The 14444-nt window shown below is 72.1% G+C and carries 11 protein-coding genes; 1 reads left to right on the top strand and 10 read right to left on the bottom strand.

Annotated elements, in window-relative coordinates; translation table 11 throughout:
* Positions 1-222: 222 nt before the first annotated feature.
* The 5 genes from ACIRD8_RS27465 to ACIRD8_RS27485 form a co-directional block, all read right to left on the bottom strand.
* On the bottom strand, positions 223-2187 hold the full coding sequence (locus ACIRD8_RS27465) for a PQQ-binding-like beta-propeller repeat protein (protein WP_403996923.1): 1965 nt from the start codon (positions 2185-2187) through the stop codon (positions 223-225).
* A 58-nt stretch (positions 2188-2245) separates the two neighbouring features.
* A complete protein-coding gene (locus ACIRD8_RS27470; RefSeq protein ID WP_403996926.1) occupies positions 2246-4090 on the bottom strand; it encodes a PQQ-binding-like beta-propeller repeat protein in 1845 nt (614 codons plus the stop codon).
* Positions 4091-4424: 334 nt separating this feature from the next.
* Positions 4425-6140: a PQQ-binding-like beta-propeller repeat protein gene (locus ACIRD8_RS27475; RefSeq protein WP_403996929.1), complete on the bottom strand. Its 1716-nt coding sequence runs from the start codon at positions 6138-6140 to the stop codon at positions 4425-4427.
* 97 nt (positions 6141-6237) lie between these two features.
* Positions 6238-7863: a PQQ-binding-like beta-propeller repeat protein gene (locus ACIRD8_RS27480; RefSeq protein ID WP_403996932.1), complete on the bottom strand. Its 1626-nt coding sequence runs from the start codon at positions 7861-7863 to the stop codon at positions 6238-6240.
* Positions 7864-7974: 111 nt separating this feature from the next.
* Entirely contained in the window at positions 7975-9792 is a 1818-nt protein-coding gene (locus tag ACIRD8_RS27485; protein WP_403996935.1) for an ABC-F family ATP-binding cassette domain-containing protein, read from the bottom strand.
* 150 nt (positions 9793-9942) lie between these two features.
* Between ACIRD8_RS27485 and ACIRD8_RS27490 the strand changes: the two genes are divergently transcribed.
* Positions 9943-10587 (top strand): lipoprotein, encoded by a 645-nt coding sequence (locus tag ACIRD8_RS27490; protein ID WP_403997064.1) that lies wholly within the window; start codon positions 9943-9945, stop codon positions 10585-10587.
* A 40-nt stretch (positions 10588-10627) separates the two neighbouring features.
* Here the strand turns inward: ACIRD8_RS27490 and ACIRD8_RS27495 are convergent, their stop codons facing one another.
* The 5 genes from ACIRD8_RS27495 to ACIRD8_RS27515 all read right to left on the bottom strand — a co-directional run bounded on the left by ACIRD8_RS27495 (position 10628) and on the right by ACIRD8_RS27515 (position 14371).
* Complete coding sequence (locus ACIRD8_RS27495) at positions 10628-11527, bottom strand: 4-(cytidine 5'-diphospho)-2-C-methyl-D-erythritol kinase (RefSeq protein ID WP_403996938.1); 900 nt, start codon at positions 11525-11527, stop codon at positions 10628-10630.
* Positions 11524-12396 carry a 16S rRNA (adenine(1518)-N(6)/adenine(1519)-N(6))-dimethyltransferase RsmA gene (gene rsmA / locus ACIRD8_RS27500; protein ID WP_403996941.1) on the bottom strand — a complete coding sequence of 291 codons (873 nt, stop codon included), beginning with the start codon at positions 12394-12396 and terminating at the stop codon, positions 11524-11526. The genes ACIRD8_RS27495 and rsmA overlap by 4 nt, the downstream gene beginning before the upstream one ends.
* Before the next feature lie 9 nt (positions 12397-12405).
* A complete protein-coding gene (locus ACIRD8_RS27505; protein WP_403996944.1) occupies positions 12406-12972 on the bottom strand; it encodes a ubiquitin-like domain-containing protein in 567 nt (188 codons plus the stop codon).
* 116 nt (positions 12973-13088) lie between these two features.
* Complete coding sequence (locus tag ACIRD8_RS27510) at positions 13089-13955, bottom strand: TatD family hydrolase (protein WP_403996946.1); 867 nt, start codon at positions 13953-13955, stop codon at positions 13089-13091.
* 32 nt (positions 13956-13987) lie between these two features.
* Positions 13988-14371, bottom strand: coding sequence for a hypothetical protein (locus ACIRD8_RS27515; protein ID WP_403996949.1), 384 nt, complete (start codon positions 14369-14371; stop codon positions 13988-13990).
* Positions 14372-14444 lie beyond the last annotated feature (73 nt).

The raw sequence follows: 14444 nt of genomic DNA on the forward strand, positions 1-14444 counted from the left end.
CTACCGCTGCGTAACTCCGAACAGGCCCCCCGGCCTCTCTGACCCGGCAAGTTACACGCTTGTTCGACGTGGCGCGCCCTCTACCGGGCAGAAGCCCCCCTGAATGCCGAATTCTGAGTCATTCAGTACTACTTGCCCGTCGGAAAACGATCGGCCCTGCCGGTCGGATGATCAACCGGCAGGGCCGTTCCGCCTGACCCGCCCGGGAGCGGGCCGGGCGGGTCAGACGGTGCTGAAGGAGACGACGAGGTACTGCTTGTCGTCCAGTGTGCTGGACTTGCTGGGCTCACTGACCATCTGCTCGGAGATGAACAGCCGGCCCTTCTCGTAGATGAACTCGGCGTAGTTGACGGAGAAGCTGGTCTCCGCCTCGCGCACCGACTCGTCGTCCGGGTTGACCATCAGCACGGTCTCCTCGAAGGTCGAGCCGTTGATGGAGACGATCTGGCCGCCCTTGTCGTACGGGGGCCTCTTGTACGCGATGACGTTGGAGCCGTCCGTGCGCAGCGGGGTCAGCGTGTAGCGGTCGCCCGCGTCCGCCCTGCCTCCGACGAGCTTGCCGGTGGTGAGGTCGAAGGCGACGATCTCGTTGGTGTCGCCGTACTCGCCGCCGCCCTCGTGCTCCTCGGTCGGCACGTAGATCCTGTTGTTGCCGACGGCCAGCGAGGTGCAGTCCTCGACCTCGGTGGAGCCGCAGTCGCCCGCGTACTTGTCCGCGTCGGCGGAGATCCGGACGATGAGCTTGCCGGTGGCCGCGTCGATGGAGAAGAAGTCCGAGATGCTGCTGCCGTCGCCGGCGGTGTCGCCGACGTCGGCCGCGACGACGAGCGGCTTGGTGGAGACGATGTGCGCGTACTCGACGCCGGCCGGCATGTTGTACGAGGAGAGCGGTGCGCCGGTGGTCGGGTTGAGCGCCTGGATGGTCAGCTGCGGTTCGTCGTAGCTGCCGCACTTGCGCACGACCGCGAGGGCCTCGCCGCCGCCGTAACCCATGTCGTAGCAGTTGTTGGTGTCGGCCTTCGGCTTCCAGAGCTCGGCGCCGTTCGCGAGGTTGAAGGCGGCGCCGCCGCTGGTGCCGCCCGCGGCGACCGTGGTGCCGCTGAGCGTGACCTCGTTGAACCTGACGGGCTCGTCACCGCTGGCGGAGGAGGTGACGGACTTGCTCCACATCAGCTTGCCGGTGGCGAGGTCGAGCGCGCCGATCCGGTTGCAGGAGGGGTACTTGTCCTTGGCGGTCGGCTTGCCCTCCTGGAAGGCGATGGCCGTCTTGTAGTCCTTGCTCATGTGCCGGGACGCGGCGCAGACCTGGCCTTCCAGCGGGATGGACCAGAGTTTGGTGCCCTTGGCGAGGTCGTAGCCGACGATCTCGTACACGCCGGACTTCACGTACACCTTGTCGGTGGCCCAGGAGCCGGCGACGACCGTGGTGTCGGTGACCTTCGGGTGCGGAAGCTGGAAGCCGACCTTGGACTTGGTGTCGGACGGTGCCTTCTCGGTGCCGCCGGCCAGGCCGTCGCCCTTGCCTCCCTTGCCCTCGCCGTCGGCGCCGCCGCCGTCGGGGCCGGCCGAGGACGCCTCGTCCTGCTTGCCGTCGTCACCGCTGCTGGAGGCGTAGATGATCCCGCCGCCGACGATCAGCACCACGGCGACGACCGCGGCGACGATGATCTGCATCTGGGTGGTGAACTTCTTGCCGCCGCCGGGCTGGGGGGTGGCGTACTGCGGCTGCATCGGCGCGGTCGGGTAGCCGTACCCCTGCTGCGGGTACATGCCGGGCTGGCCGGGCGGGGGCGTCTGCGGGAAGCCGTAGCCGGGCTGGGCCGGCGGCTGCCCGGGAGGCGGTCCCTGCGGGAAGCCGTAACCGGGCTGGGCCGGCGGCTGCCCGGGAGGCGGTGCCTGCGGGTAGCCGTACGCCGGGTTCTGCGGCGGCTGCCCCGGCGGGGGCGTCTGCGGGAAGCCGTAGCCACCGGCGGGCGGCGGGGGCGGGCTGCCGTAGCCACCGGCGGGCGGCGGGGGCGGGCTGCCGTAGCCACCGGCGGGCGGCGTGGGCGGTGCGGCCGGGGGCTGCTTGGCCAGCGGGTCGGCGGGCGGCGGGGTGGGTGCGCCGAAACCGCCGGGCGGCGGGTCCTGCGGTGCTCCGAATCCGCCCTGGGGCGGTTCGTTGGGCGGCTGGGGCGGCTGGGTCATGGCGTACGTACCTCTGCGGAGTCTGAGAAGGAGGGGCTGCGGTGGCGGTCGTCGGCCGTCACTTGCCGAAGGCCATCATGGTCGTCTGTTCCTTCTCCTCCTCGTCGTTGCTCGCGCTGACGCGGTCGCTGACGACGAAGGAACGGCCGCCCACATAGAAGGTCTTGGACGAGAAGAAGTTCTCGATCCGGGTCGTGGAGTCCGGGTGCTGCAGCACCACCTCGGGCGCCCCTCCGGTAGGTGCGATCGTCGCGATGGCCCCGCCCTTGTCGTACGAGGGCTCCAGGTAGACCAGGACCTTGCCGCCCTCCATACCCAGCGGCTTCATGGTGCGCTCGGCGGGCGCCGCCGACTTCCACTTGGTCTTGCCGGTGTTCAGGTCGAACGCGATGACCTTGTTGGTGCGGCCGGTGCCGCTGGTGTCGTCCTCGGTCATCATGTAGAAGGTGTTGGCGTCGGCGGCGAGACCGCTGCACCCTTCCAGCTGCTGGCCGAAGACCGAGAAGTCGTTCCCGCAGTCGACGGCGGGGTTGTCCCCCTTGTCACTGATCAGCTGGGAACGGAGCGCTCCGTTCTCCTTGAGCGCGAGGATGCCCCACTTCTTCTCCTCGCGCTGGGTCAGCGAGACGACGAGCGGGCTCACCGAGTAGACCTTGTCGATCTCCCAGCCGCGCTTGGGCTGGTACGTCCACTTGGCCTTCCCGGTGGTCGGGTCGACCTCCTGGATCTGGTGCTGCGGGTTGTCCACGTCGTCGGTGCGGCAGCTCACCGCGGCGATCAGCTTGGGGCCGCCGGCGAAGGCGAACGGCTGGCAGTTGCCCGACGGCTTGCCGAACAGCTCCTTGCCGTCGCTGACCCGGTAGGCGTTGGAGTTGCTCGTACGGCCGACGGTCAGGGTGTCACCGCTGATCGCCAGGCCGATGTCGGACAGCAGGTCCCAGGTGCCGTTCTTCTTGACCGACTTCTTCCAGCCGGCCTTGCCGGTGTTGAGGTCGATCATCTGGAGGTCGGCGCAGTCGGCCCTGTCCGTCGTGCCGTTCTTCACGCCGATGACGATCTTGCCGTCGGCGGTGGCCGTCCCGGGCGCCGAGCACATGTCGGCGGGCAGCGGGAGCTTCCACTTCTCCTTGCCGTCCGCCACGGAGTAGCCGACGACCGAGCGGTACATGCCCTTGACGATCGTGTCCCCTACGATCCACGGGCCGTACACGTCGGCGCCGTTGCGCGGAAGGTCGACGTCGTTCTTCGTCAGCCAGAGGACCTTCGCCTCGCCGTCCTTGCGCCCGGCGTTGAGGTCGTCGTTCGCCTCACGGCCGTCGCCCTTGCCGTCGCCCTGGTCAACGGTGGGCGAGGTGCTCGGGTCAGGGGCGCCGCTGCTGGACTTGGCGACGGGCTTCTTCTCGTCGTCGTCACCGCTCGTGGCGAAGAAGATGCCGGCGCCGGCGACGAGGAGCACGGCGACCGCGGCACCGATGATGACGGCGGGCTTGCCCTTGAAGGGACCGCTGCCGGAGCCGCCGGGCGCGGGGGTGCCGGGGTACTGCTGCTGCGGGTAGCCGTAACCGGGCTGTTGACCGTAGGGGCCGGGCTGTTGCGCGTACGGGCCGGCCGGGGCGCCGTAGGGACCGGGCTGCTGGGCGTACGGGCCGGGCGCCGGCTGACCGGGTGCCTGCGGGTAGCCGTAGCCCGGCTGCGCCCCCGGTGCCTGCGGGTAGCCGTAACCGGGCTGCGCGGGCGGAGGCGTCTGCGGCGCGCCCGGGGGCGGCGTCTGCGGGGGCACGGGCGGCATCTGCGGCGGGGCCGCCGGTGGTGACTGCGGCTGGGGCGGCTGGGGGGTGCCCTGCGGATCCTGCGGAGCCCCGAAGCCCCCCTGCGGCGGTTGCTGGCTGGGCGGCTGGGTCATCAGCACGTCCCCCTTCGTGCGGTCCGGTGCCCGGTCCGGTCTCCCCCGCGATTCCGCTGGGCTCAGAGGATCAGGTGCAAGGAATCTCTGAATTCCCCCCGGAAAGGAGCGAATCGGGCATGGCTTCCGCGGCGTTACGACAGTCGAGCGGGGCTTCTTTGTACCACCCGCACCACACAGGGCACCGGTTCGGTCCACCCCCTGTTCCCAAGGGAGAACCGGGCCGTGACGCCGTCGTTATGCACCTGTCACGGCCGCCCGGGCCCGTCCTCCCCGATGCTCCGTCAACTGTGCCCGGGAGGTGCGGCTTTCACAGGATCCTCGCAGGTGCGCCCTATTCGCCGAAGACCAGCAGCGCGGTCGCCGCCATCTCCTCCTCGTCGTCGTCCGCGCTGATCCGGGTCGCCAGCAGTACGGAACGGCCTCCCGCATAGGCGACTTTCGGCTCGAAGAGGGAGCTTTCGGTCTCGGCCGCCGACGCCGGGTGCTTCAGCAGTGTCCGGAGTTCTCCGCCGGTCGGTGCGAGCGTGGCGATCGATCCGGCCTTGCGGTACGACGCCTGCACGTGGACGAGCACGTCCGTGCCTTCCATGCGCAGCGGCCACACCAGCCGGTGGCCGGGTGCGGCGGCCTTCCAGACGGCCTTGCCGGTGGCCAGGTCGAAGGCGACGACCTTGTTGGCCTCCCCCTCCTTGTCGGCCTTCGGCTCGGTCGACAGATAGACGCGGCCGCTGTCGGCCGCGACACCGGCGCAGCCGTCGAGGTTGCCGCCCTCCGTCACGGAGTCCTCGTCGCACCGCACGGCGTAGTTATCGTCCCCGCCGGCCAGCTGGGAGCGGTAGGTGCCGTCGTCGTTCAGGACGGCGATGGCCCACTTCTCGGGCTGCTTGATCGAGATGACGAGCGGGCTCACGGAGTAGACGTGCGCGACCTCCCAGCCGGGCTTCAGCCGGTACGTCCACTTCGGGGCACCGGTGGTGGGGTCGACCTCCTGCACCTCCTGCTGGACGGGGTCGTCGGGCTGCGCCTGGCAGCTGACGGCTCCGATCATCCGGGCGCCGCTGGTGTAGGCGTACGGCTGGCAGACGCCCTCGCGCCTGCCGAAGAGCTCCTTGCCGTCGCTGATCCGGAAGGCGGAGGTGTTGCCGGTGCGTCCAAAGGTCAGTGTGTCGCCGTTGACGGCCATGGCGACGTGGGACAGGGCGTCCTGCGCCCCGGTGCGCGGGACCGTCTTCCTCCAGCCCGCCCTGCCGGTACGGAGGTCGATCATCTGGAGGACGGAGCAGTCCGCTTCCTCCTCCGCGACGTTGTCCTCGACGGCGACGACGATCTTCCCGTCCGCGGTGGGCAGGGTGGGCGCCGCGCAGAGGTCGGTGGGAAGGGCCAGGGACCACTTCTCGGTGCCGCCGGCCGCCGCGTAACCGGTCACCTTGCGGTACATGCCCTTGGCGACGATGTCCCCGGCGAACCAGGGGCCGTAGGCGTCCTCGCCGTACGCGGGCAGGTCGACGCCGTTCGCCGCGAGCCACGCGACCTTCGCCTCGCCCGGCTCGCGCCCCGCGTTGAGTTCGGCGGCGGTCGGTGCGGTGACGGTCCCGTCCTTGTCCGCCGTGGGTGAGCCGCTCGGCTTCGCGACGTCACCGCTCTCTCCGGCGACGGGCTTCTTCGTGCCGCCCCCGTCGTCGCCCGTGGCCAGCCATATGCCGCCGCCGGCCAGCAGCAGCACGGCGAGCGCGGCGCCGACGACCACACCGGTCCGGCCCTTGAACCGGCCACCGCCGCCGGGCCCCGGCGGCGGTCCGCCCGGTGCCGTGACGGTGGGCGGCTGCGGCGGACCGCCGTAACCCGGGTGCTGGGCATAAGGGTTCGGCTGGGCGTACGGGGCGGGCTGCTGGGTGCCGGGACCGTAGGGGCCCGGCTGCTGGGCGTACGAGCCCGGCTGCTGCGGCGGGTATCCGTATCCGGGTGCCGGCTGAGGGGCCCCGGGCGGACGGTCGTGCGCGGCACCGAAGCTTCCCTCGGGCGGTTGCGGGCCGGGCGGCTGGGTCATCAGCACGTCCCCCTTCGTGCGGTCCGGTGCCCGGCGCGTTCACACGGCCGGGCGGAGTCCTCTGCGCCGTCCGCGGCGCGGCGGGCGGGCCGCCCGCTCACTCGCCGAAGGCGAGCATCGTCTTCGTGCTCATCTCGGCCTCGTCGTCCTCGGTGGTGCCGACCAGCGGCAGGGTGAGGAGGGAACGGCCGTCCTCGTAGTCGACCTCGGCGGCGGTCATGCCCGCCTCGATGGCGGCCGTCGACGCGGGGTGGGTGAGCAGCGTCCGCGGCTCGCCGCCGGTGGGTGCGAGCGTCGCGATCTCGCCGCCCCGTGTCTCGGTGGCGGCCACGTGGACGAGCAGCTTCCCGCCGTCCACACGCATCGGTTCCATCCTCCGCCCGAGCGGGGCGTCGGCCGCCCATTTCTGCCGGCCGGTGTCGAGGTCGAACGCGACGACCCGGTTGTCGATGTCGAACTCGACGTGCTTCCGCTTGGTCGAGATGTAGAAGGTGTCGTCGTCCGCGGCGGCGCCCTCGCAGTCGTCCCTGTTCCTGGAGAGGACCAGGTAACCGCCGCACCTCACCTCGTAGTCGGCGAAACCGAGGTCGACGTCCCGGGTGCCCAGATCGATCCGCGAACGGTAGGTGCCGTCGTCCCTCAGGGCGACGAGCCGCCATGCGTCGTCCTTGCCCATCGCCACCACCAAGGGGCTGACCGAGTAGACCTGTTCGACGGACCAGCCCTCCTCGACGGCGTACCGCCACTTCAGCTTTCCGGTCGCCGGGTCGAACTCCTGGACCTCGTGGCCCTCCGCGCAGTTCGCGAGGGCCACCGTCCGGGGTCCGCTCACGAAGGAGTAGGACTGGCAGTCGCGTGGCTGTGCGGCGAACAGCTCCTGCCCGTCGGCCGCCCGGTAGGTGTGGACCTGTCCGGGGCGCGCGAACGTCACCGTGGCGCCGTTCGACGCCATGGCTGGCCGCCGCTGGATGTCGGGGTTGTTCGGCATGGACTTCGTCCAGCCCGTCTTCCCCGTCCGCAGGTCGATCATCTGCATGACCGAGCAGTCCGCGCCGGTGTCGGTCTCCTCCCCCTCGGTCACGACGACGATCTTGCCGTCCGTGGTGGGCAGGGTGGGCGCTCCGCAGATCTCCTTCGGCAGCCGCAGGCTCCACCGCTCCGCCCCGTCGGACATCGAGTAGCCCGACACGGTGCGGTAGAAGGACTTGGCGACGATGTCGCCGGCCCTCCACGGCCCGTACACGCCCATGGCCCGGGCCGGGAGGTCGACGCCCAGGCTCCGGACCCAGCGGACCTTCGCCTCGCCCGGCTCGCGGAGGCCGTCGAGCCGCGCCGCCAGTTCGGCGTCGCTCTCGCCCTCGCCGTCGCTCTTCCCGTCGCTCTGGCCGGCCGTGGGCGCGGGTCCGGCGGCCGGCTTCCTGCCGTCGTCACCGCTCAGGGCGAACCAGACGCCGCCCCCGGCGACCAGGACCAGGGCGAGCACGGCGCCGACGACCGCGCGGGTCCTGCCCTTGGAGCGGCCACCGCCGCCGGGGCCGGCCGGTCCCGTGCCACCGGGCGGCTGCGGCGGCGGGGGGCCGTAACTCCCCTGCGCCGTCGGCCCGTACGGCCCGGGATGCGGGGCGTACGGGGTCGGCGGGTGACCGTATCCAGGGGCGCCGGGCGGCGGATCGTACGGGGCTCCGAAGCTCCCCTGCGGTTGTTGGCCGGCAGGCTGAGTCATCGGCGGATCCCCCTCGTACGTCCATGGCTCCGCAGGGTCACGCCAACCCGAGCGGATCTACTTTCTACCACCCGCCCGGGCACGGCTCTCGGCCCGCACCGGGGCCATCCGTCAGGCGTCCTCGGCCAGTTCCAGCCAGCGCATCTCCAACACGTCCCGCTCCGCGACCAGTTCGCGCAGCTCGGCGTCGAGGGTGGCGACCTTCTCGAAGTCGGTGGCGTTGTCGGCGATCTGCGCGTGCAGTGCCGTCTCCCTGGTCGACATCTTGTCGAGCTGCCGCTCGACCTTCTGGAGCTCCTTCTTCGCGGCGCGCGCCGCCTGCGGCGAGACCGTCTCGGCCGGTGCGGCCTTCGGCGCCGAGGACCCGGCGGCGGAGGCGGGCGTCGCCGTCTCCTCCATGCGCTGCCTGCGCTCGATGTACTCGTCAATGCCGCGCGGCAGCATCCGCAGCGCGTGGTCGCCGAGGAGCGCCATCACCTTGTCGGTGGTCCGCTCGATGAAGAACCGGTCGTGGGAGATCACGATCATCGATCCGGGCCAGCCGTCGAGGAGGTCCTCCAGCTGGGTCAGGGTCTCGATGTCCAGGTCGTTGGTGGGCTCGTCGAGGAAGAGGACGTTGGGCTCGTCCATCAGCAGCCGCAGGATCTGCAGCCGGCGCCGCTCACCGCCGGAGAGGTCGCCGACGGGGGTCCACTGCTTCTCCTTGGCGAAGCCGAACTGCTCGCAGAGCTGCCCGGCCGTCATCTCACGGCCCTTGCCGAGGTCGACGCGGTCGCGGACCTGCTGGACGGCTTCGAGGACCCGCAGGTTCGGGTTGAGTTCGGCGACCTCCTGGGAGAGGTAGGCGAGCTTGACGGTCTTGCCGACGACGACCTTCCCGGCCGCGGGCTGCACGTCGCCCTGGCTGCGGGCCGCCTCGGCGAGCGCGCGCAGCAGCGAGGTCTTGCCCGCGCCGTTGACGCCGACGAGGCCGACGCGGTCGCCGGGGCCGAGCTGCCAGGTGAGGTGGGTGAGCAGCGTCTTGGGTCCGGCCTGGACGGTCACGTCCTCCAGGTCGAAGACGGTCTTGCCGAGCCGGGCGTTGGCGAACTTCATCAGCTCGCTGGTGTCGCGCGGGGGCGGCACATCGGCGATCAGCTCGTTGGCGGCCTCGATGCGGTAGCGCGGCTTGGACGTGCGCGCGGGGGCGCCCCGGCGCAGCCAGGCCAGCTCCTTGCGCATCAGGTTCTGCCGCTTGGACTCCTCGGTGGCGGCGATCCGCTCCCGCTCGGCCCGCGCGAACACGTAGTCGCTGTAGCCGCCCTCGTACTCGTGGACCGCGCCGCGCTGGACGTCCCACATGCTGGTGCAGACCTGGTCGAGGAACCACCGGTCGTGGGTGACGCAGACGAGTGCGGACCGGCGGGCGCGCAGGTGTCCTGCCAGCCAGGAGATGCCCTCGACGTCGAGGTGGTTGGTGGGCTCGTCGAGGACGATCAGGTCCGGCTCGCCGATGAGCAGCTTGGCCAGCGCGATCCGGCGCCGCTCGCCGCCGGAGAGCGGGGCGATGACGGTGTCCAGGCCGTGTTCGAAGCCGGGGAGGGCGAGGCCGCCGAAGAGTCCGGTGAGTACGTCGCGGATCTTGGCGCTGCCGGCCCACTCGTGGTCGGCGAGATCGCCGATGACCTCCTGGCGGATGGTCTTCGCCGGGTCCAGGGAGTCGTGCTGGGTGAGGACACCGAGACGCAGCCCGCCGTTGTGGGTGACGCGGCCGGTGTCGGCGTCCTCCAGCTTGGCGAGCATCCGGATGAGCGTCGTCTTGCCGTCGCCGTTGCGGCCGACGACGCCGATCCGGTCGCCCTCGGACACCCCGAGGGATACACCGTCGAGCAGGGCACGGGTGCCGTACACCTTGCTGACCTGCTCGACATTGACCAGATTGACGGCCATTTCACTCCTGCGACGGGGGTCCCTGCGTCGGGGACCGCTCGGCGTCCCAGGGTAGTCGCCACGCGGGGTGCGATAGCGTGCGGCGATCGATCATGGGGAGAAACCCCAGGTCGGAGCGGTTCGGAACATCTTCGGGGTGGGGACTTCATGATGCGTGGAGCGGTACGGGCTCTGATTCCGGCGGCGGTGGCGGCGGTGGCGCTGGCCGGCTGTTCGTCGTCGTCCGGCGGCGGTGACGGTGCGGACCCGGGGAAGAACGGGGACAGCGCCCCTTCCGGGGCCGCCGGGAGCACCGCCGCGGCGAAGGGCGTCACGCTCGGCGGCGCGGGCTCGCCCTGCGAGCTGCCGGTGACGTTCGACCTGGCGGCGGACTGGAAGCCGCAGGCCGTCACGGTGGAGCCGGGTTCCGACCTGGCCGCGCTGGGCGAACAGGGCCCGGTCACCATGGTCTGCGAGGTCGACGCGAAGCCGGCGGGGAACATCGGCTACCTCCGCGTGTGGCAGGGCGAGGCGTCCGGCGACACCCCCCGCGCGGTGCTGGAGGCCTTCGTCAAGGCCGACCCGAACGCGGGCGAGGCCGCGTACACCGAGGTCGAGGCCGGTCCGCTGCCCGCCGCCGAGGTCGGCTACACCGTGAGCGGCGAGCTGCTGGACGAGCCGAAGACCGAGCACGCCTTCGCGGTCACGACCCCCGACGGCCCGGTCGTGGTGCACCTGGGCGGGCTGGACTCCCAGGAGCACCAGGAGATGCTCCCGGCGTACGAGCTGGCGAAGAAGACGCTGAAGCTGGGCTGACGGCGACGGCTGCGTGCCCGTCCCCCGCCGTCTCCCCCTGTCAGACGACCGTGGCGCCCGCCGCCGGGGACACCGCCACGCGGGCGTTGCGGCAGGTGCCCGAGGTCAGCAGCGCGTCGGCCACCTTCCGCGCGGACTCCTCGTCGGCGGTCAGGAACGCCGTGGTCGGTCCGGAGCCGGAGACCAGCGCGGCCAGGGCCCCGGCGGCGGTGCCCGCCTCGAGGGTGTCGGCCAGTGCGGGGCGCAGGGAGAGCGCGGCGGCCTGGAGGTCGTTGGAGAGGGCATCCGCGAGGATGGTGGCGTCCCCCTTGCGCAGGGCGGTCAGCAGGGCCGGCGAGGCGGCCGGCTCCGGGACGTCCGTGCCGGCGGTGAGCCGGTCGAACTCGCCGTACACGGCCGGGGTGGAGAGCCCGCCGTCGGCGACGGCGAAGACCCAGTGGAAGGTGCCGCCGACCTCGACGGGCGTCAGCTGCTCACCGCGGCCGATGCCGAGGGCGGCCCCGCCGACCAGGCTGAACGGCACGTCGCTGCCCAGCTCGGCGCAGATCTCCAGGAGTTCCTCCTGGGTGGCGCCGGTGCCCCACAGGGCGTCGCAGGCCAGCAGGGCGGCGGCGCCGTCGGCGCTGCCGCCCGCCATGCCACCGGCGACGGGGATGTCCTTGGCGATGTGGAGGTGGACGTCGGGGGCGATGCCGTGCCGGGCGGCCAGCGCGATCGCGGCGCGGGCCGCGAGGTTCGTGGCGTCCAGCGGGACCTGGTCGGCGTCCGGTCCCGAGCAGGTGATGCGCAGGGCCTCGGCGGGGGTGACGGTGACCTCGTCGTACAGGCCGACGGCGAGGAAGACGTTGGCCAGGTCGTGGAAGCCGTCGGGGCGCGCGGCGCCCACCGCGAGCTGCACGTTGACCTTGGCGGGTACGCGGACGGTGACGCTCTGGGTCATGCGGAGGGCTCCGGCTTGTTCTCGGCGATGGCGGCGAACTCCTCGACGGTGAGGGCCTCGCCGCGCGCCTGCGGCGAGATCCCCGCGGCGGTCAGGGCGGCCTCGGCGGCCGGGGCGGAGCCCGCCCAGCCGGCCAGTGCGGCGCGCAGCGTCTTGCGGCGCTGGGCGAAGGCGGCGTCCACGACGGCGAAGACCTCGGTCCTGCTCGCGGTCGTACGGATCGGTTCCGTGCGCCGGACCAGCGACACCAGCCCCGAGTCGACGTTGGGCGCGGGCCAGAACACCGTGCGGCCGATCGACCCGGCGCGCTTGACGTCGGCGTACCAGTTGGCCTTGACCGACGGCACTCCGTAGACCTTGTTGCCGGGCTTGGCGGCGAGCCGGTCGGCGACCTCGGCCTGCACCATGACGAGGGTCCGCTCGATGGTGGGGAAGCGTTCCAGCATGGTGAGCAGCACCGGCACGGCGACGTTGTACGGCAGGTTGGCGACGAGCGCGGTCGGCGGGGGGCCGGGCAGCTCGGTGACGAGCATCGCGTCCGAGTGGACCAGGGCGAAGCGGTCGGTGCGCTCCGGCAGCCGTGCGGCGACGGTGGCGGGCAGGGCGCCCGCGAGCACGTCGTCGATCTCCACGGCGACGACCCGGTCGGCCGCCTCCAGCAGTGCCAGGGTCAGCGAGCCCAGGCCGGGCCCGACCTCGACCACCACGTCGTCGGGCCGCACCTCGGCGGTCCGTACGATCCTGCGGACCGTGTTGGCGTCGATGACGAAGTTCTGACCGCGCTGCTTGGTGGGGCGTACGCCCAGCGCTGCGGCCAGCTCGCGGATGTCTGCGGGGCCCAGGAGGGCGTCGGGCTCTGTGGTGCTCACCCGTCAAGCCTACGGCCGGAGCCAGGGCGCTCCGTCCGGCACGGGACCGAAGCCCCGCGTCTCGCGGAGGACGACGACCTCGTCGCCGTCGTCGAGCCCGGTGGCGGGGGCGGGGGCGACGAGGTCGCGGGCGCCGACCGTGACGCCCTCGGCCTCCAGGAGCTCCCCGACGTCGTCCGCGAAGGTGTGCAGGGTGCGGGACGTCCCGTCGACGCTGACGCGGACGGCCTTGTCCTGGGCGAGGAACGCGACGGTGCCGCCGGCCAGCACGGCGACGACCAGGGCGCGCGGGACGAGGCGCCGCAGGCTCTCCGGGGTGCCGGTGTGCCTCCGCGCCGCCCGGTGCCCGGCGGGCTCCTTCCGGCGGGCCGCCTGCCGGGGCACCAGCGGGGTGTCCAGCACCGTGGGGTCGTGGACCGGCAGGGGGCCGGGCCAGGGCCCGGCGGCGACGATGGTCCGCTCCTCGTGGAGGGAGCGCGTCGGTGCCGGGAGCGGGGCGGGGGGCCTCGGGGCCGGGGCGTGCCTCGTACGCCGACTGCCGCGCGGTGCGCGGTGACTGCCCTGCGAATGGCCCACGACGCTCCAGACGTTCCGGCCTGCCGACCCCGTTGCGCGGGGACGATAGCCGAGCCCCCGTAACCGTACAAAGTTGTACGATTACCCCACGTGTCGGCAGGCAGCCTCCCGCCCCCTCAGAAGTCGAACGCCCGCGCGGTGTTGTCGTAGACGGCGGCGGCCAGGGTGTCCTCGTCGGTGCCCCGCACCTCGGCCATGGCACGGAGCGTGACCGGGATCAGGTAGGGCGCGTTGGGCCGTCCGCGGTACGGGGCGGGGGTGAGGAAGGGGGCGTCCGTCTCGACGAGCACGAGTTCGGCGGGGGCGACGGCCAGCGCGTCGCGCAGGGGCTGCGCGTTCTTGAAGGTGACGTTGCCCGCGAAGGACATGAAGTACCCGGCGGCCGCGCAGATCCGGGCCATGTCGGCGTCCCCGGAGTAGCAGTGGAAGACGGTCCGCTCGGGCGCCCCGGCGTCGGCGAGGATCCGCAGGACGTCGGCGTGGGCGTCACGGTCGTGGATGACCAGGGCCTTGCCGTGCCGCTTGGCGATCTCGATGTGGGCCCGGAAGGACTCCTCCTGGGCGGCCACGCCCTCGGGTCCCGTACGGAAGTGGTCGAGGCCGGTCTCGCCGACGGCGCGTACGTGGGGAAGGGCGGCCAGCGCGTCGATCTCGGCGAGCGCCTCGTCGAGTGCGGCCCTCCCGCCCGGCTCCCGGGCCCCCTGGCGGGAGGTGCCCTCCGGGTCGCCGTGCACGATGCGCGGCGCCTCGTTGGGGTGCAGGGCGACGGAGGCGTGGACGGACGGGTGCGCGGCGGCGGTCTCGGCGGCCCAGTGCGAGCCCTTCACGTCGCAGCCCACCTGGACGACGGTGGTCACGTTGACCGCCGCGGCCCGGGCCAGGCCCTCCTCGACGGTTCCGTCCTGCATGTCCAGATGGGTGTGCGAATCGGCGACCGGAACCCTGAGGGGTTCGGGGAGCGGCGGGGCGTCGGTACGGCTCATGCCCTCGACTCTACGAGGGCATGAACCCTCTCTCACCGCCGGTGGAAGGGGCGCAGCAGATCGGACAGCTGCCAGTGGCGCGCCGACGGGCCGGCGGCCGGGACGGCGGTGGCCACGGACATCTCCTCGGGGGCCTCGTGACTGCCGGCCGCGGTCTGCCGGGGCCTGAGCAGCTGCTGCACGGTGGACACCCGGCCGGCGCGCATGATCCGCACCACGTCGCCACCGCAGTTCGCGCAGGCCGGGGTGGACAGCGGCGAGGGCACGCGCTCCCCGTCCGCCGTGTAGACCACGAACGCGTTGCCCGAGCTGTCGACGTGGTGCTGTATCTCGTAGGCCTGTTCCCAGCCGTACCCGCACCTCATGCAGGCGAAGGCGTACGCCTCGTGCACGGTGGCTGCTGCGATCTCACTCATGCCTGCTCCTCTTGTCCGCTGGACAAGCACTCCGGACAAGCACTCCGGATGGTGCGTTCCACCCTCAAGTGGA

Source organism: Streptomyces sp. NPDC102451 (genome assembly GCF_044765485.1).
Taxonomy (GTDB): Bacteria; Actinomycetota; Actinomycetes; order Streptomycetales; family Streptomycetaceae; genus Streptomyces.

Bases quoted from the DNA above. Each gene is read 5' to 3' on its own strand.
- ACIRD8_RS27465 (WP_403996923.1), bottom strand. From the start codon at position 2,187: ATGACCCAGCCGCCCCAGCCGCCCAACGAACCGCCCCAGGGCGGATTC.
- ACIRD8_RS27470 (WP_403996926.1), bottom strand. From the start codon at position 4,090: ATGACCCAGCCGCCCAGCCAGCAACCGCCGCAGGGGGGCTTCGGGGCT.
- ACIRD8_RS27475 (WP_403996929.1), bottom strand. From the start codon at position 6,140: ATGACCCAGCCGCCCGGCCCGCAACCGCCCGAGGGAAGCTTCGGTGCC.
- ACIRD8_RS27480 (WP_403996932.1), bottom strand. From the start codon at position 7,863: ATGACTCAGCCTGCCGGCCAACAACCGCAGGGGAGCTTCGGAGCCCCG.
- ACIRD8_RS27485 (WP_403996935.1), bottom strand. From the start codon at position 9,792: ATGGCCGTCAATCTGGTCAATGTCGAGCAGGTCAGCAAGGTGTACGGC.
- ACIRD8_RS27490 (WP_403997064.1), top strand. From the start codon at position 9,943: ATGCGTGGAGCGGTACGGGCTCTGATTCCGGCGGCGGTGGCGGCGGTG.
- ACIRD8_RS27495 (WP_403996938.1), bottom strand. From the start codon at position 11,527: ATGACCCAGAGCGTCACCGTCCGCGTACCCGCCAAGGTCAACGTGCAG.
- ACIRD8_RS27510 (WP_403996946.1), bottom strand. From the start codon at position 13,955: ATGAGCCGTACCGACGCCCCGCCGCTCCCCGAACCCCTCAGGGTTCCG.
- ACIRD8_RS27515 (WP_403996949.1), bottom strand. From the start codon at position 14,371: ATGAGTGAGATCGCAGCAGCCACCGTGCACGAGGCGTACGCCTTCGCC.